The sequence below is a fragment of the Simiduia sp. genome (genome assembly GCF_058345725.1).
The window spans coordinates 1-26,635 of record NZ_JBTUOC010000078.1; the positions used below are offsets into that span (position 1 = coordinate 1).

At 56.9% G+C, this 26,635-nt stretch carries 23 protein-coding genes and 1 pseudogene; 12 read left to right on the plus strand and 12 right to left on the minus strand.

Going from position 1 to position 26,635, the window contains the following annotated elements; genetic code table 11:
* A pseudogene (locus ACW8F6_RS15950) lies at positions 1–612 on the minus strand (anthranilate synthase component I); the annotation flags it as partial.
* 318 nt (positions 613–930) lie between these two features.
* Between ACW8F6_RS15950 and ACW8F6_RS15955 the strand changes: the two are divergent.
* The gene (locus ACW8F6_RS15955; protein WP_491576874.1) at positions 931–3,090 is read left to right on the plus strand and encodes a cation:dicarboxylate symporter family transporter; all 2,160 of its coding nucleotides are present in this window, start codon (positions 931–933) and stop codon (positions 3,088–3,090) included.
* Positions 3,091–3,196: 106 nt separating this feature from the next.
* Here ACW8F6_RS15955 and ACW8F6_RS15960 read toward each other — a convergent pair whose 3' ends face one another.
* Both ACW8F6_RS15960 and rpe read right to left on the minus strand, forming a co-directional pair.
* Positions 3,197–3,874: a phosphoglycolate phosphatase gene (locus ACW8F6_RS15960; RefSeq protein WP_491576875.1), complete on the minus strand. Its 678-nt coding sequence runs from the start codon at positions 3,872–3,874 to the stop codon at positions 3,197–3,199.
* Positions 3,875–3,946: 72 nt separating this feature from the next.
* Complete coding sequence (gene rpe / locus ACW8F6_RS15965; RefSeq protein WP_491576876.1) at positions 3,947–4,615, minus strand: ribulose-phosphate 3-epimerase; 669 nt, start codon at positions 4,613–4,615, stop codon at positions 3,947–3,949.
* Positions 4,616–4,793: 178 nt separating this feature from the next.
* On the opposite strand from rpe, the gene ACW8F6_RS15970 reads away from it, so the two are divergent.
* The gene (locus tag ACW8F6_RS15970) at positions 4,794–5,879 is read left to right on the plus strand and encodes a DUF3530 family protein (RefSeq protein WP_491576877.1); all 1,086 of its coding nucleotides are present in this window, start codon (positions 4,794–4,796) and stop codon (positions 5,877–5,879) included.
* Positions 5,880–5,912: 33 nt separating this feature from the next.
* Here the strand turns inward: ACW8F6_RS15970 and ACW8F6_RS15975 are convergent, their stop codons facing one another.
* From ACW8F6_RS15975 to ACW8F6_RS15990, 4 genes are read right to left on the minus strand one after another with little or no spacing between them, the layout of a single operon-like run.
* Positions 5,913–6,806 carry a hypothetical protein gene (locus ACW8F6_RS15975; RefSeq protein ID WP_491576878.1) on the minus strand — a complete coding sequence of 298 codons (894 nt, stop codon included), beginning with the start codon at positions 6,804–6,806 and terminating at the stop codon, positions 5,913–5,915.
* Between the two features lie 19 nt (positions 6,807–6,825).
* Positions 6,826–8,079: a M48 family metallopeptidase gene (locus ACW8F6_RS15980; RefSeq protein ID WP_491576879.1), complete on the minus strand. Its 1,254-nt coding sequence runs from the start codon at positions 8,077–8,079 to the stop codon at positions 6,826–6,828.
* Positions 8,080–8,137: 58 nt separating this feature from the next.
* The gene (locus tag ACW8F6_RS15985; protein ID WP_491576880.1) at positions 8,138–8,821 is read right to left on the minus strand and encodes a nucleotidyltransferase family protein; all 684 of its coding nucleotides are present in this window, start codon (positions 8,819–8,821) and stop codon (positions 8,138–8,140) included.
* A complete protein-coding gene (locus tag ACW8F6_RS15990; RefSeq protein ID WP_491576881.1) occupies positions 8,818–9,858 on the minus strand; it encodes an aminoglycoside phosphotransferase family protein in 1,041 nt (346 codons plus the stop codon). Before ACW8F6_RS15990 ends, ACW8F6_RS15985 begins: the two co-directional genes overlap by 4 nt.
* A gap of 192 nt (positions 9,859–10,050) precedes the next feature.
* Between ACW8F6_RS15990 and ACW8F6_RS15995 the strand changes: the two genes are divergently transcribed.
* From ACW8F6_RS15995 to ACW8F6_RS16020, 6 genes are read left to right on the plus strand one after another with little or no spacing between them, the layout of a single operon-like run.
* On the plus strand, positions 10,051–12,609 hold the full coding sequence (locus ACW8F6_RS15995) for an LPS-assembly protein LptD (protein ID WP_491576882.1): 2,559 nt from the start codon (positions 10,051–10,053) through the stop codon (positions 12,607–12,609).
* A gap of 10 nt (positions 12,610–12,619) precedes the next feature.
* Positions 12,620–13,909, plus strand: coding sequence for a peptidylprolyl isomerase (locus ACW8F6_RS16000; protein WP_491576883.1), 1,290 nt, complete (start codon positions 12,620–12,622; stop codon positions 13,907–13,909).
* A gap of 1 nt (position 13,910) precedes the next feature.
* Complete coding sequence (gene pdxA, locus ACW8F6_RS16005; protein WP_491576884.1) at positions 13,911–14,897, plus strand: 4-hydroxythreonine-4-phosphate dehydrogenase PdxA; 987 nt, start codon at positions 13,911–13,913, stop codon at positions 14,895–14,897.
* Positions 14,851–15,699 (plus strand): 16S rRNA (adenine(1518)-N(6)/adenine(1519)-N(6))-dimethyltransferase RsmA, encoded by an 849-nt coding sequence (rsmA, locus tag ACW8F6_RS16010; RefSeq protein ID WP_491576885.1) that lies wholly within the window; start codon positions 14,851–14,853, stop codon positions 15,697–15,699. The genes pdxA and rsmA overlap by 47 nt, the downstream gene beginning before the upstream one ends.
* A gap of 8 nt (positions 15,700–15,707) precedes the next feature.
* Positions 15,708–16,082 (plus strand): Co2+/Mg2+ efflux protein ApaG, encoded by a 375-nt coding sequence (gene apaG / locus ACW8F6_RS16015; protein ID WP_491576886.1) that lies wholly within the window; start codon positions 15,708–15,710, stop codon positions 16,080–16,082.
* Positions 16,082–16,894 carry a symmetrical bis(5'-nucleosyl)-tetraphosphatase gene (locus tag ACW8F6_RS16020; protein WP_491576887.1) on the plus strand — a complete coding sequence of 271 codons (813 nt, stop codon included), beginning with the start codon at positions 16,082–16,084 and terminating at the stop codon, positions 16,892–16,894. Before apaG ends, ACW8F6_RS16020 begins: the two co-directional genes overlap by 1 nt.
* Before the next feature lie 10 nt (positions 16,895–16,904).
* On the opposite strand, the gene galE is transcribed toward ACW8F6_RS16020, so the two are convergent.
* On the minus strand, positions 16,905–17,912 hold the full coding sequence (gene galE, locus ACW8F6_RS16025; RefSeq protein WP_491576888.1) for a UDP-glucose 4-epimerase GalE: 1,008 nt from the start codon (positions 17,910–17,912) through the stop codon (positions 16,905–16,907).
* Between the two features lie 330 nt (positions 17,913–18,242).
* Here galE and ACW8F6_RS16030 point away from each other — a divergent pair, with 330 nt between their 5' ends.
* The 3 genes from ACW8F6_RS16030 to ACW8F6_RS16040 are packed head-to-tail and all read left to right on the plus strand — an operon-like array spanning position 18,243 to position 22,974.
* Positions 18,243–20,165, plus strand: coding sequence for a PrkA family serine protein kinase (locus tag ACW8F6_RS16030; protein WP_491576889.1), 1,923 nt, complete (start codon positions 18,243–18,245; stop codon positions 20,163–20,165).
* A gap of 24 nt (positions 20,166–20,189) precedes the next feature.
* Positions 20,190–21,473: a YeaH/YhbH family protein gene (locus ACW8F6_RS16035; protein WP_491576890.1), complete on the plus strand. Its 1,284-nt coding sequence runs from the start codon at positions 20,190–20,192 to the stop codon at positions 21,471–21,473.
* Complete coding sequence (locus ACW8F6_RS16040; RefSeq protein WP_491576891.1) at positions 21,463–22,974, plus strand: SpoVR family protein; 1,512 nt, start codon at positions 21,463–21,465, stop codon at positions 22,972–22,974. Before ACW8F6_RS16035 ends, ACW8F6_RS16040 begins: the two co-directional genes overlap by 11 nt.
* A gap of 19 nt (positions 22,975–22,993) precedes the next feature.
* On the opposite strand, the gene ACW8F6_RS16045 is transcribed toward ACW8F6_RS16040, so the two are convergent.
* Together ACW8F6_RS16045 and ACW8F6_RS16050 are read right to left on the minus strand one after the other, a co-directional pair.
* Positions 22,994–23,293 carry a hypothetical protein gene (locus ACW8F6_RS16045; protein ID WP_491576892.1) on the minus strand — a complete coding sequence of 100 codons (300 nt, stop codon included), beginning with the start codon at positions 23,291–23,293 and terminating at the stop codon, positions 22,994–22,996.
* Positions 23,290–23,889 (minus strand): response regulator, encoded by a 600-nt coding sequence (locus ACW8F6_RS16050; protein WP_491576893.1) that lies wholly within the window; start codon positions 23,887–23,889, stop codon positions 23,290–23,292. Before ACW8F6_RS16050 ends, ACW8F6_RS16045 begins: the two co-directional genes overlap by 4 nt.
* A gap of 617 nt (positions 23,890–24,506) precedes the next feature.
* Between ACW8F6_RS16050 and ACW8F6_RS16055 the strand changes: the two genes are divergently transcribed.
* Complete coding sequence (locus ACW8F6_RS16055) at positions 24,507–25,793, plus strand: sensor histidine kinase (protein WP_491576894.1); 1,287 nt, start codon at positions 24,507–24,509, stop codon at positions 25,791–25,793.
* Between the two features lie 26 nt (positions 25,794–25,819).
* On the opposite strand, the gene ACW8F6_RS16060 is transcribed toward ACW8F6_RS16055, so the two are convergent.
* Both ACW8F6_RS16060 and ACW8F6_RS16065 read right to left on the minus strand, forming a co-directional pair.
* On the minus strand, positions 25,820–26,473 hold the full coding sequence (locus ACW8F6_RS16060; RefSeq protein WP_491576895.1) for an MliC family protein: 654 nt from the start codon (positions 26,471–26,473) through the stop codon (positions 25,820–25,822).
* Positions 26,474–26,476: 3 nt separating this feature from the next.
* Positions 26,477–26,635, minus strand: a 159-nt coding sequence (locus tag ACW8F6_RS16065; protein WP_491576896.1) for a helix-turn-helix domain-containing protein, incomplete at its 5' end; no start/stop codon positions are given.

The window sequence follows — 26,635 nt, forward strand, 5'->3', positions numbered from 1 at the left end:
GGGGGCAGTGGCCGGCGCCGACTCCGCCAGGCGCTGCTCCAGCTGGTCCAGGCGGGCCTGTGCCCGTCGATAGCCATCGGCGGATTTACCGTCGGCGTGCACGATCAGAATCAATTTGCCGGCCAGGTTGTCGAATACCAACAATTCATCCGACACCATCAGCAAAATGTCGGGCGTGCCGATGACGTCGTCGGGCTGACTGGCTTTGAGTTTGGGCTCCACATAGCGCACGCAGTCGTAGCCAAAATAACCCACCAAGCCGCCGTTAAAGCGCGGCAGCCCGTCCAGTTCCGGCGCCTTAAAGCGGGTTTTGTAATCGTCCACAAAGGCCAGTGGGTCGGCGGACTGGTGGCTCTCGATGATTTTGCCGTCCAGTTCCACCTGAATGGTATCGCCGTGCACCCGCAGCAATTGGCGGGCCGGCAATCCGATAATGGAGTAGCGGCCCCACTTTTCGCCGCCCTGCACCGATTCTAGCAAATAGGAATAGGGGCCCTTGGCAAACTTCAGGTAGCTTGACAGGGGCGTATCCAAATCGGCTAACAGCTCGCGGGTTAGCGGGATACGGTTGTAGCCTTGCAGGCAGAGTTGATCAAATTGATCCGGAGTCATTGGCAATCCTTTTGTGTTGGCAGCGGTAGTGGTACAGCTGACAGTCGATAGCGTGCGGGCGTAGAGGCACCCACGTTTCAATTGGCTGAAATGTGTCTCAGCGACGCCATCGCAGGCTTTGCGCCCGACGGGAATGTTCCAACAACTTGTCCAATGGCACTGGGTGCTCCGGAGATTGTCTGGTGATTTTGGGGCGCTAGTGTACTGAAAAGCGCGCGCCTTGCCTACCGCCACCACGCTTAGGGAGGCTGGCAATACCAAAGTGCGGATCTTTGGTCGATAATTAGCGCTTTTATACTTGGCATGGATGACAGCGGTATGTCGCTTTCTAGCAAAATCGTGGTGGGCTTAGTCTTGGGGCTGGTGGCGGGCCTGTTTTTTGGCGAGCGTATGACCCAGTTGGACCTGGTGGGGGAGATTTTCCTGGGTTTGTTGCAGATGACCGTACTGCCGTACATTTTAGTGTCGCTGGTATCTGCGGTGGGGGCGCTTAGGCGCAATCAGGCCCAGGCCCTGGCGCGCTACGGAGCCCTGGTGATCGCCATGCTCTGGGGCGTGACCCTGGTGTTAATTGCGATTGCCAGCCTGTCGTTTCCCGAGTGGCAATCGGCGTCCTATTTCAGTCCCTCGATGCTAGAGCCGGCTCAGCATTTTGATTTTATCGCCAGTTTTTTACCGTCGAATATTTTTCACGCTCTGGGTGCGGGCACGATTCCCGCAGTGGTGGTGTTTGCCCTGTTGTTGGGGATGGCGCTGTTGCGCCTGAGTAGCAAGGACGAATTTCTGAAAGTGGTCAATTCACTGCAAGAGGCCATTGGCGAAATGGCATCGTTGGTGATGAAGACCGCGCCAATAGGCGTCTTCGCCATTGCCGGCAGTGCGGCGGGTACACTGGATATCGATGCGCTCAAGGGCTTGTACGTGTACCTGGTGACATTGACGCTGTTGAGTTTGGTGTTGACCTTTTGGGTGTTTCCCATGCTGGTTAAAACACTGACCAAGTTTCGCTACAGCGAGGTGATTGACGCGAGTAAAGAAGCGCTGATAACGGCTTTTGCCACCGGCAATCTATTCATCGTGTTGCCCATCATTGCCGAAAACACCCGCAAATTGTTTTTGCGCTCCTACGAAACCCAATCGCCCCAGTCAAACCTCGTTGAGGTGGTGGTGCCGGCCGCTTTTTCGCTGCCGGTGGCAGGCAAGCTAATGGCGCTGTTGTTTGTGTTATTTGCCGGCTGGTTCAGTGGCGAACCTATCGCGTTGGTGGACTATCCCGAACTGCTGCTGACCGGCGTGGTGAATTTATTTGGCTCGAGTATTGCGGCCGTGCCCTCGCTGTTGCAGGCCCATAAAATTCCGGCCGAAGTGTTTGAATTATTTTTGATCACCGAAAACATTATCTCGAATCGCCTGGGCGCGATGGTGTCGGTTATGTTTGTGGTGGTGCTGGCGATATTGGTGGCCGCGGGCGTCGATCGCAAATGGCGCTGGCACACCTTTGCCGTGGTGCGTTTTGCCGTGGTGGGCTTGGTGTTGGTGACGGCCATGTCCTATTCGCTGCGCTACCTGTACAAGGCTGTGGGCAGCGAGTACACCGCCTACGATGAATTTATCAAACGCGAGCTGTTGCTGCCGCCGGCGCCGTCCCGCAATTTAATGGAGGTTCCCCATCAGCGGCCACAGGAAACCATCAGCAATAGCTTAGAGCGTATTGCCAATCGCGGCCTATTGCGCGTGGGTTACTACCGCGACTGGTTGCCCTATGCCTTTCACAACCAGCAGGGACAATTGGTGGGGCTCGACATTGAACTCTGGCACCAACTGGCCCGGGATTTGGGGGTGCGAGTGGAGTTTGTGCGAGTCTATCGGCGCGATGTGAAACGACTACTGGATGCGCACTACTTGGACATGGCCGCCGGCGTGGCAATGACGGCTTCTGCCATTGCCGATTACACCCTGGCGCCGCCGCACTTTAATGAAAACTTGGCACTGTTGGTGCGCAAAGACAAGCGCGCGCAGTTGCGCGAATGGCAGGCTATTGGCAGCAGTCAGCGACTGCATCTGGGCGTGCCCAATGCCTATTATCTGACGGGCTCACTGCGCACCGCACTGCCAAATTGGCGGGTAGAGGAGATTGCCTCGCCGCGCACCTTTGTCCGGGGCGAAAAGCCCGAGCTAGACGCCATTATTTTTGGTGCGGCCGGCGCCTCTGCCTGGACACTGCTGTACCCGGAGTACGGCGTCGTGGTGCCTCAACCGGCCCTGCCGCCGGTACCTATGGCCATGCCCGTGGCCAGCAACGACCTGGCGTTCGTGTTGTTCATGCGCCAGTGGTTAGATATTCGCCGCAACGATGGCACCATCGAAAAACTTACCGATTACTGGATTCGCGGCCAGCGTCCCGAGGGCCATCAGCGGCGCTGGAATGTGTGGGACAACTGGATTATGGCCGAGCTCACGCCGCCCATCGACGAGTAGTGGCGGTCTCGATAGCCCGAGGCCCTGGTGGGTTCGCGCAAGGACGCTGGGCAAAATATCCAGCGCTCGGCGCAATGAGAGGCATTGCGGGTTGCCGGTCGCGCGCTCAATCAGCCAGCAGCGCGCGAAGGTCGTCCACAAGTCTATCGGGCTTGAGCGTTGCCACCGGTGCGCCGTTGTCGTAGCCGTAACTGACGGCAACCACCGCCACCTGCGCGGCGCGCGCCGCGCCTATGTCGGCGGCCGAGTCGCCCACCATCAGGGCCTGGGCCGGCGCGACGCCGGCATCTTGCAGCGCCGCTAGCAGCATGTCGGGGGCGGGCTTTTTCTGAGCCACGCACTCGCCGCCATAGACCGTCTCAAAGAACTGCGCGATGCCCAGGTGTTCGATGATGGGGCGGGCGAATTGCACGGGTTTATTGGTCGTTAACACCAGGGGTACGGCGGCGGATTGCAGCTGCTGTAAGAACGGCCGCACGCCTGGGTAGAGCCGGGTTTCGCGCGTGCAGCACAGGGTGTAAGCCGCCCGCCAAAGAGTCATTGCTTGAGCTTGTAGACCGTTATCGAGGCCTGCGTGCGCCAGGGCTCTGGCAACCAGGGTAGCGGCGCCATTGCCCACCCAGCCGCGCACCCGCGCTTCACCGGCCTCCGGCTGACCCAGAGCGCGCAGCATGGTGTCGGTGGCGATGGCGATGTCGGGTGCGGAATCGACGAGCGTACCGTCGAGATCAAACATGACAAGGGCCGGTAGCTGGCCGTTAAAAAGCTGTTGCAGTGGGGTCATGGTCCGCCTTAGTGCCGGCCCGAGGGCCGGTGGAGTTCTGAAACCTATTGCGGTGCAAACGGTTGACTGAAATTATCGCTCGGCTAACGCCTTGCGCATGGCGTCGATGGCCGACTGGTAGGAGTCGGCGCCGAAGATCGCCGAGCCGGCCACAAAGGTATCGGCGCCGGCGCGGGCAATATCGGCAATGTTAGCGGGCGTCACGCCGCCGTCGATTTCCAGGCGGATGTCAAACTCGCTGTGGTCGATCAAACTGCGCGCCTCGCGCAGCTTATCCAGAGTTTGCGGAATAAATTTCTGTCCGCCAAAGCCTGGGTTTACAGACATGAGCAACAACATATCGAGCTTGTGCAGCACCGGTTTAACAATGTCCACCGGCGTCGCCGGGTTCAATACCAGGCCCGGTTTACAGCCCTTGTCGATAATCAACTGCAGCGAGCGGTCGACGTGGCGCGAGGCCTCTGGATGGAAGGTAATGTAGGTGGCGCCGGCATCGGCAAATTGCACGATAAGATCGTCCACCGGCTCCACCATCAGGTGCACATCGATGGGTGCGGTAATGCCGTAGTTGCGCAGCGCTTTACACACCATGGGACCAAAGGTCAGGTTGGGCACATAGTGGTTGTCCATCACGTCAAAGTGCACCACGTCGGCCCCCGCTGCTAATACCTGGGCCACATCGTCACCCAGGCGGGCGAGATCGGCAGATAAAATCGAGGGGGCAATCAAAAACTGGCTCATGGAATTACTCGGCAATCGGTTGAGGTCGTGGGCCTGTGGCCGCGGTTGCCGGCCATTGTACGCAACCGCCGGCCGCGACCCAAGTGCCGCGCCACGCAGCAATCCAATTCAAGGGTGCCGGCCCAGAGCGGCTAAACTCTGCTTTGTGAATCGTAAAATCAAGGGGAGAACGTCCACAGTGATTAAAGGCGCAAGCTGGGTTCTAGCGGGCTGGGTGATAGTTCTGAGTGGTGTTTCCTGCGTGCAGGCGCAGCCGTCTGATGCACCGGCTGCCACCGCCGAAGCGCCCGAATCGACGACGGTACCGGCGGTTGAAACACCCCGCTATGCCAGCCGCGAAGCGCGGGAAATGGCGCTCTTGGCCCAAGCGGTACCTTCCGATCAGGTGGTGTGGTTCGATATAGGCGACCAGCGGGTGCTGGGCCTGTACCAGGCCGCCATCAGCGCCAGTCCCTCGGGCGCAGTGCTGCTGGTGCAGGATCAGGATCGCAATCCCACCTGGCCCGAGCGCATACAGGCATTGCGCCTGGCCTTGCCCGAGCACGGCTGGACCACCCTGGTGGTGACACTGCCGCCGGCCGATCGGCAGTCGCCACCTGCCAGAGAGGCGTTGACGACAACGACCGCTGGGGCCCCCAGTGATCCCGTAGCGCCCGCTGGCGGAGCCATGGAAGAAGCTGCTGAAGGCGCCGCCGAAGCGCGCCCAGAGACCGAGGAAGTCTTTAACGACGCCACCGGTGAAGTGGCCTCGGTGGCGGAAATGGATCAGCTGCCAGCGCTCGAGCCGACGCTCGCCGCGTCTAAAGTGCCGGCCGCCACACAGGTGGACCAGCGGTTGGCCCAGGCTGTGGGTTACTTGCACGGCAAGGGTCAGTTCAACCTGGCGCTGTTGGCCGAGGGCGGCGGCGCGGTGCGCGCGGCGCGGTTGCTGGCCGCCATGGACGGCGAGGGATTTCGGGCGCTGGTGCTGATTGATGCGCACCACTCGCTTGGAGCAGAGACAGGCGACGTGGTAGCCATGGTGACTTCGGGCGATCGACCGGTGCTGGACATTCAAGTGGTGGACGACGTGGCGTTATTGGCCGCCGCACAGGCGCGTCAAGAGGCCGCGCGTCGGGCCGGCACGGCGGTATATCAGCCGGTGCAGTTGCCCGCCTATGAACCGGGCTTGGCACGCCTGGCCAAACGGGTGCGCGGCTTTCTGGAAAAGCACGCCAAGGGCGTGAAGGTGGATAATGCGCAGGTGTTGCAAGACCCACCCTAGGGTGGGCTTGCAGCGGCGGCGGGCGCCGGTTAGCTACGGCTGTTGCAGCGCGTTGGCTTCGGGGGGCAGGTCGGTGCTGGTCGGCGCAGAAAGCGCTGCGTCAGCGTTTGGTGCTGTAGTATCGACGGCATCTTTTGCGGCTTTGGCGTCGGCAACGACAGCATCGGCTTCAGCCACGACGGGCACGGACTCGGTTTTGGCGGCCAGCTCGTTTTCCCATTCCACATCGGGCAGTTCATGCAGGGCCATTTTGGCAAGGCTGCTGTCGACCGATTGCAGCGCTTTGCGGTTTGACCAAACCACTTTGCCTTCGGTGGTTTCAATCAGCGCCACGTCGATGCTGGCGCCTTCTGTGGCTTGTACCGGCACAACGGCACCGGCGGTGAGTACGCCAATCAGAATGCTGGTGCCCACGTCCTTGGCGATCATGCCGGCGGATTTTTTAGCGCCGTTGTAGCGCATGAGCAAAATGGATTCCGCACCGGTTTTCTCGGCAATGGCGTTTACCACAGGCCCCAGCGTTGTTTGAAAACTGCTCTTTTTATCTTCGCTCACCAAGCCGGTGGCGTAGAGCTCGGCTTTGGCAGAGTTCCAAGCTTCGGTGCACTGGGTGACGTTATAGGCAAACTCTTCGTCTTCGGCCATCGCGAGGGCAATATCGAAATCAATCACGGTCAAACCTTCTTCGGTGAGGCGTTGGCGCGCGAGCTCGGTGATTTCTGCGCTGATCCGCTCCTGGTCATCGGTGAGTTTTTCGTTGTCGCCGTCGAAGGCAATCAGCTCAATTTCTACTTCGGGCGGCACGATGACCACCGAGCTGATATCGCGTGCCAGTTCGGCGTAGCTTTCGTGTTGGCGCACAGAGGTGTGTTGTGCGCAGGCAACGGTAAACAGGCACAGAATGGCCAGAATTCCCAATTTTTTCATGTTGGCTTCCTTAGGTGGTTTATAGTTTTTTGACGATACTTTCTATGTAGCGTCGGTCTTTTATATCGCTGTGTTGCAGGTAGGCTTGCAGGTGTGTTTTGGCTTTGTTGGGCTCGTCGGTATCGATGGCAAGCAGGCCCAAGCCGCGTAAAGCCAGGGCGTTATTCAACTCGATATCGAGTGCTTTCTGATAGTGGGCCTCAGCACTGGCAATAAATTTGGTTGTCTGTGTGGCCACTTGCTCTTTGGCGTCTTTGAGCTCGATGTCGTACAACCAAGCCTGTTCCTGGGCGCTGGCCAAGGGGTTTTTTGCGCGCAGCCGGAAACTGTCGCCCAGGTAGGCGTGCAGCAGTGCGCTGTCACCCTGTCTAGCAATGGCGGCTTCACAGGTTTCTTGGGCCAGTTGATATTGACGCAGGCGCAGCCGCATCTTTACGGTGTTTTCGGTGAGTTGAAAGCGAAAACGCTCAAAGGTTGCGTCCCGGCTAGGGTCTGCTATTGGGCTGTTCTCTGGCGCAGCTGGCAGGGTTGCAATGTAATCCAGGGCGGCCTGTTTGCGCTTGCGCGCATCGGGGTGACTGGCCCAAATGGAGGCTTGAGTTTTTTCGTGCTTGACTTCGTTTAACTGTTCGAAGGTGCGCACCACCGAATCAAGGTCGTAGTGGGTGTTGTTTAAAAACGTCAACGCCTTGTGATCTGCCTCGGTTTCCAGCTCGCGGCTGTAACTGGCGATATTACTCACGGCCGCCAGATAGGACAGCCCGGTACCGGCCAGTAAAAAATCCGTTAAATGGGCGGTGACTATATCGTTGCGTCGGCTAATTTTCGATTTAAAGCTGTGGCGTTCGATGACGTGGGCCGCTTCGTGAGCCATTACAAACGCCAGTTGCGATTCTGTTTCCAGGCGATTGAGCAAGCCGATGTTCAAGTACATGTTGCCGTTGGGTAGGGCAAAGGCATTGATCGAGGGGTCGCGCACCACAAAATAGCGCAACTCAAAGGACTGCTTAACGCGCTCGGGTTGAATACGCTGTGCTAAGTCGTTGATATAGCGGCTGAGCTCGGATTCTCGGTAGATCAGCCCTTTGCGCACCATGTCATTATGCAAGCGCTCGGCTTCGTCAAACAACTCGCGCTCTTCCGGGTCGGCAAAGTAGTTGCTATCGGGGGCGGTGATCGGTTTGATGTTTTTGGTAGAGCTGGTAGCGCAGGCGGTCAACAGCAGGATAGGACACAGCAACAGGCCGAGTTTCTGTAGGCAATCCCTTCGCATGGTTCGTCCTTGGATGTAATTATGATAATTTAGGCGCCAGATTTTTCAGACTTTTTACCTAACTGTCAAGGCCTTGCAGGGCGGCAAGCCGCGCCGGTGTGCCCACATCGGTCCACTGGCCCGCAAAGAGTTGGCCGCCTACCCTGTCCCGCTCAAGCCAGAAATTCAGGGCGTCGCGCAGGGGGAAGCGCCGTTGGCGACCGGGGAACGCCTCGATCATTGACGGTTTGGCACAGCCCAGGCCCGTGTAGGTAAAGCGCGGCGACAGGTCGCGACTCAAGCGCCCTTGATCGAGGCCAAAATCGCCTTCCGGGTGATGCTCGGGGTTGTGGGTCAGGATCAGCTCTGCCTGCATGGCGCTCTTGGTCAGTCGGCCCGTGGCTTCGGCCAATAGCCGATAATCCAGGTTGCTGTACACATCGGCCGAGACCATGGCAAAGGGCTGGGCGTCAAACCAGGCCAGGCAGTGGTTGAGCGCACCACCCGTCTCCAGCGGCTCTGGCCCCTCTTCGGAATAGCTAAGGGTCAGCCCATAGCGTTCGCCTGTGCCGCAATGGGCGCGGATCAGGTGGCCCAGGTAGGCGAGGTTGATCATAACCTGGGTAAAGCCCGCTTGCGCGAGTTTCGATAAATGGTGGTCTATGAGTGCAATGCCTTGCACCTGCAGCAGCGGCTTGGGGGTGCGATCGGTGAGCGGGCGCATGCGCTCGCCCTTGCCGGCGGCGAAGACAATGGCCTTCACGGCTTACCGGCTTGGCGGTAGTCGGTGTACCAGGCCTGCTGTTTGGCCAGCGGCAGCAGGCGATCGCGAAACCAGTCGGCAAAGGGCAACAGCTCCGGGTAGGCCTCGGCCACTTCGAGGGTGTAGCGAATGGTCAGCGGCAGGTTTTGCAGGTAGCCGTCCTTGCCGTCGCGCAGGTGCAGGCGGGCAAAAATGCCCAGTACTTTTAGATGGCGCTGTAGGCCCATCCAGTCAAACCAGCGCAGGAAAGTTTCCTGGGTGACCGGGCGCATCAGCCCCACTTCCACCGCCATGTTGCCGTAGGCGAGGGCCCAGCGCTCCACCTGGTCCACGGGCCAGCGGATATAGCAATCGCGCAACAGCGACACTAGGTCGTAGGTGATAGGGCCCACCACGCTGTCCTGAAAGTCCACAATGCCGGGTGCCAACCCGTCTCGGATAATCAGGTTGCGCGAGTGAAAGTCCCTGTGTACCAGCACTTGCGGTTGGTCGGCCGCTTGTTGCTCCAGGCGTTGGAATACGTCGTGCAGCAGCCTTTGGTCTTCGGCAGTCAGTGTGTAGCCCAGGAGTTTGGGTGCAAACCAATCTTCAAACAGGGTCAACTCCTGGCGCAACAGCGGTTGGTCGTAGTCCGGCAGCTCCAGGCCCTTGGTGGGAATTTGCTGCAACCTGAGCAGATCGGTGATGACTTCGCCGTACAGGCAGTGGGCCGTGTCGGCATTTAGCCGGCTCAACAGTTGGTCGTCGCCCAGGTCTTCGATGAGCAGGTAACCCTGTTCGAAGTCCGCCGCATAGACTTCGGGAGCGTGCAGGCCCTGCTGGCGCAGCAGCTTGGCAAGGTACACAAAGACTTCATTTTTTTCGGTGGTGGGCGGTGCTTCAACCGCCAACAGCGTTGGCTGGGTATTGAGGCGGAAGTAGTGTCTGAAGCCGGCGTCGCCTGGCACCTGGGCCAATTGCAGCGGCGCAGCGGGTAGCCAGCCTTTGTCAGCCAGCGTGGCGTGAGCCCATTGTTGTAATTCTTTGGCGGCGGTCAAAGGCTATCCCCAAGGTGAAAAAGGCCACATGATTCCAGATTCGGGCCGGCGGATAAAGCCCTTATTGCGTCGCCTCCTGTGTGTTGCAGAGGGTTTTCTTTCCAATTGGTCCCGGCTTTGCAGTAGAATCCGTCGCTTGGTTCGCCGCCTTCCGGGGCTGGCACAAGCAGTCGATTTAACAAAGGCATTACCTTGACGCTCCCATTTACACCTCATCCCGTGAGTGCCGCCATTGCGGCCGCGCTGCTGTGGCCTGCGGCGGTTTGGGCGCAGTCTGCGCCCTACGAAAGCGGCGCCGACGGCGACATGTTTGCCAGCGCCGAGCTGGCCCACGAACGCGGCCGCGCGACGCTGGATTGGGTGCCCAGAGCCCAGCTCACCCCGGCACAGCTAAAGCGCTGCAGGCCCGGTTGTCCGGGCGCCTATGTGGCGCCTGAGCGCACCGATGCCGATCGCCTGCTCAAGCCCGATGAAGCGCCGGTACGGGCCAGTGCCGACAACAGTCGGTGGCTGCGCGAAACCCAGGCTGAATTGTCGGGCAATGTACGCGTGGTGCAGGGTTATCGCACGCTGAGTGCCGATCGGGCGGTGTACGATCAGGCCCAGCAAACCGCCGATATCGAAGGTCACGTAGTGGTGCGCGAACCGGGCGTGGTGCTGTTTGCCGATCGCCTGGCGCTGGATGAAAGCCAAGGGCAGGCTTCGCTCACCAATACCGCGTTCGTCATGCATGAAGCCCACCTGCGCGGCCAGGCGCAAACCCTGTCGCAGCACCGCGGTGCGCAACCGGGCGAAGATGTTTACCGCCTGGTGGATGGCAGTTTCACCATGTGTGCGCCGGGCGATAACACCTGGCTGATTCGCGGCGAGCAGATCGATATCGATACCGAGAGCGGACAGGGTGAAGCCCGCAATATGCGTCTGGAACTGGGCGATGTGCCGGTTTTTTACGCCCCTTATTTTCGCTTTCCTGCCACCGATCAGCGCATGACCGGGTTGTTGTTCCCCACCGTGGCCATGGATAACCGCAACGGCTTCGAATACGCCCAGCCCGTCTATCTGAATTTGGCACCAAACTACGATCTGACGTTGACCCCGCGCTACATGCAGCACCGAGGCCTGGGGTTAGAGGGCCAGGCGCGCCACTTGTCCTCGCTGTTTAGCACTGAGCTGGGCGGAGCCTATTTGTCGGACGATAAAGGGGGCAACAACGAATCCCTGCAAAAGCGCGCCGACGCCGGCGAAATCAGTCAGGACGAGGTTACGCCCTACAAGGGTAAAGACCGCTGGCTGGTGGACTTACAGCAGGTGGGTGGCCGCGGGCAGGCCTGGCACAGCTCAATCGACTATACCGAAGTGAGCGACGTGGATTACCTGCGGGATTTGGATGTGGGCTCGCTGGAAACCAGCGCGCGCACGCACCTGCGTCAAAGCGGCCAGCTGGGCTACCGATTGCCCAACTGGACGTTGGGCATTAAGGCCGAGGCCTACCAAAGCGTGAGTACCTTTGGCACCGAACCCTACCGCCAGCTACCCAGGCTCGATGCCAACGGCGAATACACCTGGGGCGAGGTGAGCTTGCAGCTGAACAATCAGTACACCCAGTTTGGCCACAGCGAGACCTATTGGGATGCCGATGACGCCGCGCCAGATGATCCGCGCATCTTGGGCGATCGCCTGCGACTGGACTACCGCTTGGGCTGGCGAGCCGAATCACTGTGGGGCTTCTTCCGCCCTGCGCTGCTGCTCAAACACCTGCAGTACACGCTCGACGAAGATACATTAAAGGCGGGCGCCAATGCCGCGCCCGCCATCACCGGCGCCCAGGCCAGCCTTGACGCAGGCCTGTTTTTCGAGCGCGAGGGCAGCCTGTTTGAACACGCTTACCTGCAGACGTTTGAACCGCGCCTGTTTTACTTTAAAAGCCCAGAGCAGGATCACAGCGATTTGTACGGCATCAGCCCAAAAAATCGCTCGGTGCAGTTTGACACCTCGGAAATTACCTTCAGCTACGACCAGCTCTTTCGCGAATCGCGCTTTAACGGCGGCGACCGCATCGACGATGCCGACCAGCTGTCAGTGGGGTTAAGCACCCGCTTTTTCGAAACAGCCTCAGGCGTTGAACGCCTGAAACTCAGCATAGGCCAGATATTTTATGCCGGCGATCGCCGCGTGACCTTGAGCGGCGCGCCGGCAACCTCGCCCCGCTCGGAAGTGGCCGGACAAATTGGCGCGCTCATCGGCGATCACTGGCGCTACGCACTGGACGTCGCCTATTCGCAGGAAAACTACAAGCCCACCCAGGGCAGTACCAGCCTGCGCTACCTCAGCCCTCAAGGGCAGATTTTTAATATTGGCTACCGCTATCGGCGGGGCGGCGAGGCAATAGACGCAGAAACGGGTGAACTTTATGACACCAGTATCAATCAAACAGATATTGGTGTGGTGTGGCCCGTGGCGGAAGATTGGAATCTGGTGGCGCGCAGTTTCTACGATTTGGCGTTAAACCGCGAAATCGACTCCTTCGCCGGAGTGGAGTACAACAACTGCTGCTACCGCATGCGCATTATCGGGCGCCGCTGGACTGACAGCCGCGACCTGGGCGCCGTGGGCCCCTCTAATTTGGATCTCGATCGTGGTATCTTCTTCGAGTTCCAACTCAAGGGCTTAGGTAGCCTGGGGCGTCGCTTAGACCAAATGCTGACAGAGGGCATTATTGGCTTTGACCAGCGCCCACAATACGAACCTTAACGGTATGAGAATGAAGTATTTTAATAAAAAATGTGTGATGGCTTTGTTGGCCCTGACGGTATTCGCGCCCGCGCTGCAGGCCGAGGTGCAATCCTTAGACCGCGTGGTCGCGGTGGTAGATGAAGGCGTGGTGATGGAGAGCGAGCTGAATGCCAAGCTGCGCGCCATTGCCGCCAAGTTGCAGGCCTCCAACACGGAGCTGCCGCCCGAAGATATATTGCGATCGCAGGTTTTGGATCACCTGGTGAACGAGCAAATTCAACTGCAAATGGCCCGGCGCGCCGGTGCGAAAGTGCCCGCGGCAGAACTGGAGCAAATGATCGAGCGCATACGCGTATCCAATAAAATGACGCCCGAGCAATTTGCCCAGAGCTTGGCCAGTGAAGGCATGAGCCTGGCGGAGCTGCGCGAGGATTTGCGGCGCGAAATGCTAGTGCGGCAGGTACAGCAAGGCAGTGTGAATCGCCGCATTCAGGTAACGGAATCTGAAATTCAAAATTTCTTGAATTCCACCGAGGGCAAGTTTTGGACCTCGCCCGATTACCAGTTGGGGCATATTTTAATCGCCGTGCCGTCGGGCAGCACCGATCAGGAAATTGCACAGCTGGAGGAGAAGGCCCAGGCAATTCGCGCCGAAGCATTGGCGGGCGCCGATTTCCGGCGTTTAGCGGTGGCGAACTCGGCCGGTCAAAATGCGCTCGAGGGCGGCGATCTGGGATGGCGTAAACTGGCCCAGCTACCCACTCTGTTTGCCGATAAAGTGGTGGGTTTATCTGTGGGCGACGTCACCGAACCCTTTCGCAGCGGCGCGGGCTTTCACATGATCAAGCTGTTTGATCAACGCGGTGGTGGCGAGGTGCTGATCGAGCAAACCAAAGCTCGTCACATATTGATTAAAACCAGCGAAATCATCAACGACACCGAGGCCTTTGATCGCCTGGTGGCGCTGCGCGATCAAATTCTCAACGGTGCGGACTTCGCCGAGCTGGCCAAGGAAAACTCCGAAGACCTGGGTTCAGCGCTGCAGGGCGGTGACTTGGGCTGGGCCAATCCGGGCCAGTTTGTGCCGGAGTTTGAGGAAACCATGGGACAGATGGCGCCCGGTGAAATCAGCCAGCCGTTTCGGAGTCAGTTTGGTTGGCACATTTTGCAAGTGCTAGAGCGCCGCAAGCAGGATATGAGCGATACCATGATCAAAAATCAGGCCGCCAATCTGCTGCGCAGCCGACGCTTTGAAGAGGAACTGCAGGTTTGGCTGCAGGAAATTCGCGACGAAGCTTATGTGGAATTGAAACTCTAAGGTGCAACCGACTTTTGTCATCACGCCCGGCGAACCCGCCGGTATCGGCCCCGACATTTTGTTGCAAGCCGCGCAGCAGTCCAGGAGCGCCCACTGGGTGGTGGTAGCCGATCCAGATCTGTTGCGCGCGCGCGCCCAGTCGCTGGACTTGACCATTGAGCTAACACCCTTTGCGGGGCCCGGCCCGCAAGGACCGGGCGAACTGTCTTTAGTGCCGGTGCCCTTGCGCGCGCCGGTGGTGGCGGGGCAATTGAATTCCGGCAATGGCGGCTACGTGCTGGAGACGCTCGATACCGCTGTGGATCTGTGCGTCGCCGGTAAGGTGCAAGGTCTGGTGACAGGTCCTGTGCAGAAGAGCGTGATCAACGATGCCGGTTTTGCGTTTACCGGCCACACAGAATATCTTGCGCAAAAGGCGGGTGTCGAAGTGGTGATGATGCTCGCCACCGAAGGCCTGCGCGTGGCCTTGGCCACAACCCATCTACCCTTGCGGCAAGTACCGGATGCAATTACCCAACCGCTTTTGCGCAGGGTGTTGACGACGCTGCGCAGCGATTTACAGCGGCAATTTGGCATTGCCGAGCCTCGCATTTTGGTGTGTGGTTTAAATCCTCACGCCGGTGAAGGCGGGCATTTGGGACGCGAAGAAATCGAGATCCTGAACCCTGTGCTCTCAGAGCTGCGCGCTCTGGGATGGCAGCTCGACGGGCCGCTGCCGGCCGATACGCTGTTTCAGCCCAAATATTTGACGAAAGCCGATGCGGTCCTGGCGATGTACCACGATCAGGGCTTACCGGTGCTCAAGTACAAAGGCTTTGGCGAGGCCGTCAATATCACCCTGGGCTTGCCCTACATTCGCACGTCCGTGGATCACGGTACCGCCTTGGATTTGGCGGCAACCGGGCGCGCGAACCCCGGCAGTTTATTGACTGCCATCAACTATGCGACCCGCATGGCCGTGCGGGCAACGGGAACAGACAGTGACTGACTTTTACCACAAGGCGCGCAAGCGCTTTGGCCAAAATTTTTTAATAGACGACGGTATTATTGCGCGCATTGCACGCGCGGTGTCGGCCACTGAGCAGCAGCAACTGGTTGAGATTGGCCCGGGCAAGGGAGCGATCACCGAGCTGTTATTGGCGGGCTGTCCGCACCTCAAAGTGGTGGAATTGGATCGCGACTTGATCCCCTGGTTAAAGGTCAAGTTTGAGCGCTTTGCCGATTTTGAAATTATTGCCGCCGATGCGCTCAAGGTGGATTTCGGGGCCTTGGCCGCGGCCGGCAAGCCCTTGCGCATTGTGGGAAATTTGCCCTACAACATCTCGACGCCGCTGATTTTTCATTTGCTCAGCTTTGTGGGGCAGGTGCAAGACATGCATTTTATGCTGCAAAAAGAGGTAGTGCAGCGCATGGGCGCAGCGCCCGGCACCAAATCCTACGGACGTCTGACGGTAATGGTGCAGTATTGGTGTCAGGTGGAATACCTGTTTGATGTCCCGCCGCAGTGCTTTTCGCCGGCCCCGAAAGTGGACTCGGCCATTGTCCGCCTGACACCCAGGGCTGAACCGGAATTGGTGGCCACCGATCACGGCGTATTACAGGAGTTGGTCACTGCGGCCTTTTCCCAGCGCCGTAAAACTTTGCGCAATACCTTGAAGCAACTCATGGATATAGAGGAAATTGAGGCGCTGGATTTTGATACCAGTCGCCGACCGGAAACCATCGCGGTGCCAGAGTTTGTGGCCCTGGCCAACACCCTGGTAACCCTGCGGGCCAACCGCTCAGCCTAGGACCAGCCATGGCAAATCACGACATTCAAATTAAAGTGAAAACGACCTACCTGCCGGGTCAATCCGATCCCAAGGCCAAACGCTTTGTCTTCGCCTATACCATCCACATTAAAAATGCCGGTGGCGAACCGGCTAAATTGTTGCGCCGCCATTGGAAAATTGTGGATGGCAACAATCTGCAGGAGGAGGTGCGCGGCGACGGGGTCATAGGGGAGCAGCCAAGGCTGGCGCCCGGTGGCGAGTTTACCTACAGCTCGGGTGCCATACTGAAAACGCCCACGGGCACCATGGAGGGCAGCTACACATTTCGCACCGATGATGGGCGCACCTTTGAGGCCCCTATTGCGCTGTTTGTGTTGGCTGTGCCCGGCGCGCTGCACTGATGGCAACCTATGCCGTAGGCGATATTCAGGGGTGCTTTAAGCCGCTGCAGACCTTGCTTGCGCAAGTGAATTTTAAGCCAGGTGTGGACCGTTTATGGGTGGCGGGTGACTTGGTGAATCGCGGCCCTCAGTCGTTGGAAGTCTTGCGATTTATCAAGGGCTTGGGCGAGTCGGCAGTGGTGGTATTGGGCAATCACGACCTGCATTTTCTGGCCGTGGCGGCCGGCGTCCGCAAGCCCTCAAATAGCGATACGCTCACTGCGCTGCTGTGCGCCCCCGATCTGCCGGCTCTGACAGCCTGGTTGCGCAAGCAGCCGCTGATATATCGCGACAAGGCCCTTGGCTACACTCTAGTGCACGCGGGTATCCCGCCGCAGTGGTCGATAAAAAAGGCCATTAAGCGAGCAGCAGAGGTGGAGTCGGTGCTGCAAAGCGGCGACTATCGCCGTTATCTGAAAGCCATGTACGGGAACGAACCAGCCGGGTGGCGTAAGGGATTGCGCGGCATGAAGCGTTTGCGAGTCATTACTAACTATTTCACACGCATGCGTTTTTGCAGCCCCGAAGGCGAACTGGATCTCGCGAATAAATCCGCCCCGCACGCCGTCAACTACGGCTTCGCACCCTGGTACGCTCTGGAAAATCGTAAATCCGCCGGCGAGCGAATCCTGTTTGGTCACTGGGCGGCGCTGGAGGGGCAGGTAGCCGAAGCCGACGTGTTTGCGCTGGATACCGGCTGTGTGTGGGGCGGTTGCCTAACCCTGCTGCGCCTGGAGGACCAGGCGCTGTTTCACACGCAGTGCGGGGCTTAGTGTCCGAGTATTACTGGGCGTAGCCCTTGGGATTTTGCTGAGTCCAGCGCCAGCTGTCGCTGATCATAGTGGCCAGATCGTACTCGGCGCACCAGCGGATAACGTCAGCCGCGCGGCTCGGCTCGGCAAAGCAGACGGCCAAATCGCCCGCTCGGCGGGGCTTAATAACCACAGGAATGGCCGCGCCGCTACTGGCGCGATAGGCGTCCACCACTTCCATCACGCTGTAGCCTTGACCCGTGCCCAAATTGACGGCGTCGCAGCCCGTGGGCATGTGTTGCAGGGCCCGTAGGTGGCCGCGGGCCAAGTCCACCACGTGAATATAGTCGCGCACCCCGGTGCCATCGGGGGTGGGGTAGTCGTCGCCGAAAACCGGCAGCTCCGGCAGCGCGCCGATGGCCACCTTGGCGACATAGGGCAGTAAATTGTTGGGAATGCCGTTCGGGTCTTCGCCGATCAGTCCGCTGGCGTGGGCGCCGATGGGGTTAAAGTAGCGCAGCAGCCAAATACGCCAGCGCGGGTCGCTGGCGGCCAGGTCACGCATTATCTGCTCTAGCATCAATTTGGTGCGCCCATAGGGATTGATGGCGCCAAGGGGCGCCGTTTCGGTCAGCGGCATTTGCGCATCGGGCGCGTACACGGTGGCCGAGGAGCTGAATACCAGGTCGAATACCCCGTGCGTTTGCATCACCTCCAGCAGTGTTAAGGTGCCGGCAACATTATTCTGGTAGTAGGCCAGGGGGATTTGCCCCGACTCCCCCACGGCTTTTAAACCGGCGAAATGCACCACCTGCGCAATGCTGTGGCGCTCAAAAATGGCGGTCATCTCGGCGGCATTGCGGATATCTGCTTGATAAAACGTCACTTTTTTTCCAGTGATCTGCTCTACACGCGCCAGCGCTTGCCGCTGGCTATTGCACAAGTTGTCGACAACCACCACCTGGCGCCCCGCCTCGAGCAATTCCACCAAGGTATGGCTGCCAATGAAGCCCGCGCCGCCAGTGACAAGTACCGTCATAACATTCCCTATTGTGCTGAATAATTGGCGCCAATTGTAACGGCTTTTCTCGGTTCAGGGGGACAGCTTTAGCGTCGGCGAGCCGTTAGCGGTGTGGACATGGCGGCTAGATTTGCTGGTAAGTTGAACAATCGGCACGCGAATTAGTCAAATCAATAAATATTTGGCTGCGCGCTGGTGGGTGGCTCAAATAAGCGACTATGCTTAATACAGAATTGTTAATTTCAACGGCGCCGCGCACAAACCGGTGGGCCAGTTAAAGGGTGATAAAACGCATTTAAAACAGGCATTTTAAAAGCTTATCGGCTTACAAGGTAAAGGAGCGATGTGATGAGTATTTTCAGCCATTACCAGGACCGCTACGAAGCAACACAGCAGGAAGAGCTGACTATTCAGGAGTATCTCGATCTTTGCAAAAAAGATCAGCGCGCCTACGCAACAGCGGCGGAGCGAATGTTGGCCGCCATCGGCGAGCCCGAGTTAGTGGACACTTCCAGAGACTCACGATTGAGTCGCATTTTCTCCAACAAAATCATTAAGCGATACCCGGTATTCGATGAGTTCTACGGCATGGAAGAGGCCATAGAGCAAATCGTTTCGTTCTTTAAACACGCGGCACAAGGCTTGGAAGAGCGCAAGCAAATCCTTTACCTGTTGGGCCCCGTAGGCGGCGGTAAGTCGTCGCTTGCAGAAAAGCTCAAGTCGCTGATGCAGCAGGAACCCATTTACTGCATTAAGGGCTCCCCGGTCTTTGAGTCGCCCTTGGGCCTGTTTAACCCCGATGAAGACGGCGCCATACTGGAAGAGGATTACGGTATTCCTCGACGCTATATAAAAACCATCATGTCGCCCTGGGCCTCTAAGCGGCTGCACGAGTTTAAGGGCGACATCAGTCAGTTTAAGGTGGTGAAAGTCTACCCCTCCATTCTTAACCAAATCGCCATTACCAAAACGGAGCCTGGCGATGAAAATAATCAGGACATTTCGTCGCTGGTGGGTAAAGTCGATATTCGCAAGCTGGAGGAGTTTCCCCAGAACGACCCGGATGCCTACAGCTTCTCTGGCGGCCTGTGCCGTGCTAACCAGGGCCTGATGGAATTTGTCGAAATGTTTAAAGCGCCCATCAAGGTGCTGCACCCCTTGCTTACCGCAACGCAGGAGGGAAACTTTAACTCCACCGAGGGCTTGGGTGCGATACCCTTTGAAGGGATTGTGTTAGCCCACTCCAATGAATCGGAGTGGCAAACCTTCAAGAATAATAAAAACAATGAGGCGTTTATCGATCGCGTGTACATCGTGAAGGTGCCCTACTGCTTGCGCGTATCGGAGGAAGTAAAAATCTACGACAAGTTGCTGCAGAACAGCTCTTTGAAAGGCTACCCCTGTGCGCCCGACACCCTGAGCATGCTCGCGAAGTTTACCGTCCTGTCGCGCCTAAAAGAGCCTGAAAACTCCAATCTGTTTTCCAAAATGCGTATCTACGACGGCGAAAATCTAAAGGACACCGACCCCAAAGCCAAGTCCATGCAGGAGTATAAGGACAGCGCTGGAGTGGACGAGGGTATGAACGGTCTGTCCACGCGCTTTGCCTTTAAGATACTCTCGAAGGTGTTTAATTTTGATCCAACCGAGGTAGCCGCGAACCCAGTGCATTTGCTCTATGTGCTGGAGCAGCGCATAGAACAGGAACAGTTTCAACCTGAAATTCGCGAGCGCTACTTGTCGTTTATCAAGGAATACCTGGCGCCGCGCTATGTGGACTTTATTGGCAAAGAAATTCAAACCGCCTATCTGGAATCCTACACCGAGTACGGTCAGAATATTTTTGATCGCTACGTGTTGTACGCCGATTTCTGGATTCAAGATCAGGAGTATCGAGACCCGGAAACCGGCGAAATACTCAACAGGGCGTCGCTCAATGAAGAGCTTGAGAAAATTGAAAAGCCTGCCGGTATTAGCAATCCTAAAGATTTTAGAAACGAGGTGGTGAATTTCGTATTGCGCGCTCGGGCCAACAATCAAGGAAAGAATCCGCTTTGGAGCAGCTACGAAAAATTGCGCACGGTTATCGAGAAGAAAATGTTCTCTAATACTGAAGACCTGTTGCCAGTAATTTCCTTTAACGCCAAAGCCTCTGCCGACGACAAAAAGAAACACCAGGACTTTGTTGCGCGCATGACCGAGCGAGGCTACACAGAGAAACAGGTTCGACTGCTGTCGGATTGGTATTTACGGGTGCGCAAGTCGCAATAAATCCATCGTCAACGAGGTAAGCGAATGAGTTATGTCGTCGATCGTCGATTGAATGGGAAGAACAAAAGCACTGTAAATCGCCAACGCTTTTTGCGCCGCTACCGCGACCACATCAAGAAGGCCGTTTCTGACGCTGTCAATAATCGGTCGATCACCGATGTGGAGCGCGGTGAAAAAATCAGTATTCCCACGCGCGACATCAGTGAACCCGTATTCCACCATGGTCAGGGTGGGCGCAATGAGCGCGTGCATCCGGGTAACAAGGAGTTTAGTGCGGGCGACCGCGTGCCGCGCCCGCAGGGCGGTGGCGGAGGTGGTGGTTCAGGCGAAGGCGCCAGCGATCAAGGCGAGGGCATGGACGAATTCGTCTTTCAGATTACGCAAGATGAATTTTTGGATTTCATGTTTGACGATCTGGAATTGCCTAATTTGGTCAAGCGTCAATTGGCCGGTTCAGAGGAGTTTCGATTTCATCGTGCCGGTGTGGCAAATGAAGGCAATCCTGGGCGAATTAATATCGTGCGTACGCTGCGAGCAGCCAATGCCCGCCGGATAGCCCTGGGCGGCCAAAAGCGCCGTAAGCTGCGCGAGTGCGAGGCCAAACTTACCGAACTAATGGCAGTAGAAGAAGTGCTGCGCGATCACAAGGCGGTGGAAAGTTTGGAGGCAGAAATTGCCACCCTGCGCGCGCGCTTGAAAAAAGTGCCCTGGCTGGATGATTTCGATCTGAAATATAATTTGTTGGTAAAGCACCCAATTCCAAAGTCCAAGGCTGTGATGTTTTGCTTAATGGATGTTTCTGGCTCCATGACGCAAGAAACAAAAGATATGGCAAAGCGGTTTTTTATACTGTTGTATCTATTTTTGCAGCGCAATTACGAACGTACTGAAGTGGTGTTTATTCGACACCATACCAGTGCCAAAGAAGTGGATGAGCAGGATTTTTTTTACAGTCGAGAGACTGGCGGTACCATCGTTTCGAGCGCATTGAAGCTCATGGATGAAGTGGTTAATGAGCGCTATTCGCCCGCGGAATGGAATATTTATGGCGCGCAAGCCAGTGATGGCGACAATTGGAATGACGACTCCAGCGTGTGCCGGGATATTATGCTGAGCCATATCTTGCCAAAGTCGCAGTACTTCGCCTATATCGAAATTACCCCAAGGCAGCACCAAGCCTTGTGGGAGGAATACAGTAAAATAGCCGACTCGCAATCTGAAGCTTTTGCCATGCAGCAAATAAAAACCGCGGCGGATATCTATCCGGTATTTCGTGAACTTTTTCAGAAGAAAGGCCATGACGCATAGACCTATTTCTACCAGTTCTGAATGGACATTTGAACTCATAAAAGAGTACGATCTGGAGATTTCAGCCATAGCGAAAGAGTATGGCTTGGATACCTATCCGAATCAGATAGAAGTCATCAGTTCTGAGCAGATGATGGATGCTTACGCTTCGGTGGGTATGCCGCTAGGTTACAATCACTGGTCTTACGGCAAGCAGTTTTTGAATACCGAAAACTCCTATCGGCGCGGGCAGATGGGCCTGGCTTACGAGATTGTGATCAATTCCAATCCCTGTATCGCGTATCTCATGGAGGAGAATACTATGACCATGCAGGCGCTGGTGATAGCGCACGCCTGTTATGGCCACAACTCTTTCTTCAAAGGGAACTACCTGTTTCGCACCTGGACTGATGCCGATTCAATCATCGATTATTTGGTGTTTGCGAAAAATTACATCGCTGAATGCGAGTCCCGTCACGGCATTGATGAAGTTGAACGGATATTGGATTCCTGTCACGCCCTGATGAATCACGGTGTAGATCGCTATAAGCGCCCTTACCCTATCTCCGCCGTGGAAGAAATTCAGCGACAAGAGGAACGAGCGCGGCACCTTCAGCAACAAGTGAATGATCTGTGGCGCACTATTCCGGTGATGGAGTCCGAGCAGGCAGCGAAGGAAAAGCTAAGGTTTCCCGCAGAGCCGCAGGAAAACCTGTTGTATTTTATAGAGAAGAACGCGCCGCTATTGGAACCCTGGCAGCGGGAAGTTGTTCGCATTGTGCGAAAAATAGCGCAGTATTTCTACCCTCAGCGGCAAACGCAGGTAATGAATGAAGGCTGGGCTACCTTCTGGCACTACACGCTGTTAAATACACTCTACGATCGGGGCTACGTAACCGACGGTTTTATGATGGAGTTTTTACAGAGCCATACCAGTGTTATTTACCAGCCGCCGTTTGACAGCAAGTATTATTCGGGTATCAACCCCTACACATTGGGGTTCAGTATGATGAGCGATATACGCCGCATGTGCGAGACACCAACCGAAGAGGATCGCAAGTGGTTTCCCGATCTGGCGGGTAAGCCCTGGCAGGAAGCGCTCGACTTTGCCATGCGAAATTTCAAAGACGAAAGTTTTATCTTGCAGTATCTCTCGCCGAAGTTGATCCGCGAATTGAAATTGTTTTCCGTGGTGGACGATGATAAAGAGCGCGATATTCTAATAGACGCGATTCACGACGAGCAGGGCTATCTGGATGTTCGAGAAGCCTTGGCAGGTAATTACAATTTGGGTAATCGCGAGCCGAATATACAGGTTTACAACGTGGATGTTCGCGGCGATCGCGCTTTGACCCTGCGCCATTACCAGCACAATCGCAAGCCTATGGGGGCATCGACAGACGAGGTACTCAAGCACGTACACAGGCTTTGGGGGTTCGATGTGATACTGGAGTCGGTGTGCGATGATCAGGTGAAGCAGACGTTTCGCTGTCCGCCAGCCGATTCCGATGAGGCAGCCTGAGCGGCTCGGCGCTGCGCGCCTAGCTGATCAGGCCCGCGTCGCTTAGCCAGCGCGACGCCATTAATAAAAACAATCCGTAGGCCACCAGTGTTGCCGGAAAGGTTTTAATGCCCAGCAAGTTGCCTGCACGTTTTTCAGCGGCGGCAAAAATAAGCGCTCCCGAAACTGCTAGCTGAAGTACCAAGGTGAACCAAAGCCCCTGGCCTTGCAGCGGGAGCCAGTCGGTCGGTCCGCCGAGGCCTGCCAGGGCCACGGCAATACACAGCGCGACATTCACCCATCCAAAGCCAATGATAAATGTGAGCCAGCGATTGCTCATGGCACCTCTGTTAGCGACGCGAGTGGCTGGCCATTGCCGATGAGTTGGCTGACTTTATTCAGAAGCTCGTTGTTGTCAAAGGGTTTGGGTAGCAGGTCGTCGGCACCGGAGGTCAGTGCGCGACTCAGTCCCTCTCGGGTTTCCGCAGAGATCACCAGCACTTTCACTTGGTTGTGGTCTTCGTGCTCGCGAATGAAGTTAAGTACCTGGTAGCCGTCCATTCCCGGCATTTTCAGGTCCAGAGTGACCAGTGCCGGGTTGTGGCGCATGAGTAGCGTACCGGCGATAAAACCGTCTTTGGCGACCTCTACATCGTAACCGGCGCGCTTGAGGGTGCGCTTGATAGCGGCTGCCATTTCAGGTTGGTCTTCAATCACCAAAACCCGGTTATTGGCGCCTACGAGCTCCGGTGGCACGGGCATATTGTTCTCGCGCAGAAAAACCACAAAGTCTTGCGTTTGGATACGGTGATCGCCACGCCCGGGCAATTTATAGGCTTTCAGCCGACCGCGCTCAATCCACCGGATAACGGTGCGAAAGTTTACGCCACAGAATTTAGCGGCTTCGCCGGTGGTAAGTACCTGAATTTCGGTCATTCGAGATCTGCCAAGGTCAGAGCAACTTTCTAAATATAGCCAACTTTTAGCCTGACTTAAATGACTTATATGATTGATGTAACGTATATTCATAACGAAATGATATAATGTCACGATTGACAGGTTAGACACAAAATGTACAATAGATACATGTTCAAGCCACAGAGAGAAGTCGCCAAAACAGCCTTAGGGCTTGGCAGTAGTACTCTGGCAGTTAGCTGAATGTGATGACCCTTTGTAGTAGTGAGTTGGTTAATCCGGTTGTGTTGTAGTCGTTGTTAAGAAGACACGACCGGGCTCTATTAGGAAAACCCGAAGTTTTGCAGTGGGTTTTCCGCCTTTTCCACCACTGTTGGCCGCGAATCAGGCCCACTAGTTACGCAGGTAAGACCCTTTGGGCACCGCTGGCTAGTAGCAGTAACAGTGATGACGCGAACACCCTAAGACCTTGCCCTCCTTTGATTAGAGGGCTTTTTTTTGCCCGTAATTCGGCTGGCGCGCCAAAATGGTTGAAGATACTGGTGACATTCGCTCTTTGCCAAGGGGAGTGCGACTTGCGTCGGGCGCCTCAACTGCGCTTAACTGTGGGGGTTAAAGGCAGCATGGAGTGAGGCCAAATGCCGCAGGCGATACTTCTGGTTGATGACAACGACATCAATCGAAAGCTGGTCCGACATATTCTGGCAGATGAGTTTCCCGAAGTGTACGAGGCGGCAAACGGTATCGAGTGTTTGCAGCAGTTGGCTGAGCGCCCGGTAGACCTGGTACTGCTGGATCTCAACATGCCGCAAAAATCCGGCTTCGAGGTTTTAGAGGAGCTTCCCTCGCTGGCGCTGATGCGCACGCCGACGGTCATTGTGCTGAGTGCCGACAACGAGCCAAACACCATCAGTCGCGCCTTTCATCTGGGCGCGGCGGATTATGTGTCTACACCTTTTAACCGCGATGAACTGTTAGCCCGCGTGCGCACGCACCTGGCGCTGCACAATCGGGAACAATACCTCGAGCAGCGTGTGAGCGAGCGAACTCGCGAGCTGCAAACGGCCAATGCCCGCCTGCAAGAAGCCACTGCACAGCTTATCCAGGCCGAAAAAATGGTCAGCCTGGGTCAGCTGGCGGCCGGCGTCGCCCATGAAATTAATAATCCCGTGGGTTATATCAACTCTAATCTCGATACTCTACGGGCCTACCTGGGCGACTTGTGGCGTATGCTCGAGGCCTATGAGCAAGTGACGGCGCTGATACCCGAAGGCGAAGTTACGCGCGATCTGGCACTGCTTAAACAGCGCTTAGACCTGGACTATCTGCGCGAAGATTGCACCCACATCATCAATGAATCCCTGCAAGGGGTCGAGCACGTCAAACAAATTGTGAGCGACCTTAAGGGGTTTGCGCACCCGGAGCAAAAGGCCTGGCAGCAGGTGGACTTGCATCAGTTGCTGCGCTCGAGCTTGAACATTGTGAGCAACGAACTGAAATACAAGTGCGATGTGGAGCTGGCGCTGGGCGAACTGGTGCCAGTGCAATGCATCGGCCCGCAAATCAGCCAGGTGCTGCTGAACCTTTTGGTTAACGCCGGGCAAGCCATGACAAGCTTTGGCAAGATTACGGTTCGCTCCGGCGTGGATGATGCCGCCGGCGAGGTGTGGCTCAGTGTAGCCGACACCGGCGAGGGTATGACTCAGGAGGTGCAGCGTAAAATATTTGATCCTTTTTTTACCACTAAACAGGTGGGGGAGGGCACGGGGCTTGGGCTGTCGGTGTCCTACGGCATTATTCAAATGCACCGTGGAGAAATTCTGGTGGACTCTGCGCCCGGCAAGGGCAGCTGCTTTACGCTTCGGCTGCCCATTGTGCAGCCCGACCTACCGTCTCAGCAGTCTGTAGATGAGGCTCAGTGCTAGCCCAAGGGCTTGACGTTAGCGCTATCTTAGGCGGCTTCCGCCCAGGGGTGTACCAAGGGCTGAGCAATGCAGTGGCGCTGGGCACTGCCGGCTAAGGTTAGAATCGCTTCGTCACCCTTACTCCAAAAATTGGCGGCATCCGATTGGTAGTGGGTGCCAGAGGCGCTGGGAACGCGGGTCAGCGTGTAGGTGTGCTCGGCAATGGACAGGGTGGCACTGTCGCCGTCGAGCGCCACTTTCAGGCCGTCGCCTTCGCAGCGATAAAATAGCAGCCTTGGCGAGGGCGATTGCGCCTGAGTCAGTACTAGCTGCACCGGCGCGTTATCTGGGCCCAGCATTACGGCCTCGGCCGAGCGCCACAACAGGCTGCCCTCTGGGTTGGCAATGTGTGCGTGCAATCGATACTGGTTGTGGGCGCTGGGGTCCAGAGACAAATTTTGCAGTAAAAAAGCGAAGGGCGCTTGCGCTTGTTGGCGTAATTCTGCCAACACGGTGGGCGAGCTGCCGTCGGCATTTTGGCGCGCCAAAATCACGCTGAGTTGAGCTTGCGGAGGCAGTTGCACGTCGCTGGGCAACGCGACAGAGCCGCTAACCTGTTGCCAGGTTTCGGGTGCATCAGGCTGGCAGCCCCACAACAGGCTTGCCAACAGGGCCAAGACTGCGAATGCGCGCACGGTCATTGGTCAGCGGGTTCCGAAGACCACCATGGTCTTGCCTTTTACTGAAACCAGGCCTTGCTCTTCCAGTGTTTTGAGTACGCGCCCAACCATCTCGCGCGAGCAGCCCACAATGCGGCCGATTTCTTGGCGGGTAATTTTGATTTGCATGCCGTCCGGGTGGGT

Excerpts from the sequence above, each read along its gene's own strand:
- ACW8F6_RS15955 (WP_491576874.1), top strand. The coding sequence starts at position 931 with ATGTCGCTTTCTAGCAAAATCGTGGTGGGCTTAGTCTTGGGGCTGGTG.
- ACW8F6_RS15960 (WP_491576875.1), bottom strand. The coding sequence starts at position 3,874 with ATGACCCCACTGCAACAGCTTTTTAACGGCCAGCTACCGGCCCTTGTC.
- rpe (WP_491576876.1), bottom strand. The coding sequence starts at position 4,615 with ATGAGCCAGTTTTTGATTGCCCCCTCGATTTTATCTGCCGATCTCGCC.
- ACW8F6_RS15975 (WP_491576878.1), bottom strand. The coding sequence starts at position 6,806 with ATGAAAAAATTGGGAATTCTGGCCATTCTGTGCCTGTTTACCGTTGCC.
- ACW8F6_RS15980 (WP_491576879.1), bottom strand. The coding sequence starts at position 8,079 with ATGCGAAGGGATTGCCTACAGAAACTCGGCCTGTTGCTGTGTCCTATC.
- ACW8F6_RS16000 (WP_491576883.1), top strand. The coding sequence starts at position 12,620 with ATGAAGTATTTTAATAAAAAATGTGTGATGGCTTTGTTGGCCCTGACG.
- rsmA (WP_491576885.1), top strand. The coding sequence starts at position 14,851 with ATGCGACCCGCATGGCCGTGCGGGCAACGGGAACAGACAGTGACTGAC.
- apaG (WP_491576886.1), top strand. The coding sequence starts at position 15,708 with ATGGCAAATCACGACATTCAAATTAAAGTGAAAACGACCTACCTGCCG.
- ACW8F6_RS16020 (WP_491576887.1), top strand. The coding sequence starts at position 16,082 with ATGGCAACCTATGCCGTAGGCGATATTCAGGGGTGCTTTAAGCCGCTG.
- galE (WP_491576888.1), bottom strand. The coding sequence starts at position 17,912 with ATGACGGTACTTGTCACTGGCGGCGCGGGCTTCATTGGCAGCCATACC.
- ACW8F6_RS16030 (WP_491576889.1), top strand. The coding sequence starts at position 18,243 with ATGAGTATTTTCAGCCATTACCAGGACCGCTACGAAGCAACACAGCAG.
- ACW8F6_RS16035 (WP_491576890.1), top strand. The coding sequence starts at position 20,190 with ATGAGTTATGTCGTCGATCGTCGATTGAATGGGAAGAACAAAAGCACT.
- ACW8F6_RS16040 (WP_491576891.1), top strand. The coding sequence starts at position 21,463 with ATGACGCATAGACCTATTTCTACCAGTTCTGAATGGACATTTGAACTC.
- ACW8F6_RS16045 (WP_491576892.1), bottom strand. The coding sequence starts at position 23,293 with ATGAGCAATCGCTGGCTCACATTTATCATTGGCTTTGGATGGGTGAAT.
- ACW8F6_RS16050 (WP_491576893.1), bottom strand. The coding sequence starts at position 23,889 with ATGACCGAAATTCAGGTACTTACCACCGGCGAAGCCGCTAAATTCTGT.
- ACW8F6_RS16055 (WP_491576894.1), top strand. The coding sequence starts at position 24,507 with ATGCCGCAGGCGATACTTCTGGTTGATGACAACGACATCAATCGAAAG.
- ACW8F6_RS16060 (WP_491576895.1), bottom strand. The coding sequence starts at position 26,473 with ATGACCGTGCGCGCATTCGCAGTCTTGGCCCTGTTGGCAAGCCTGTTG.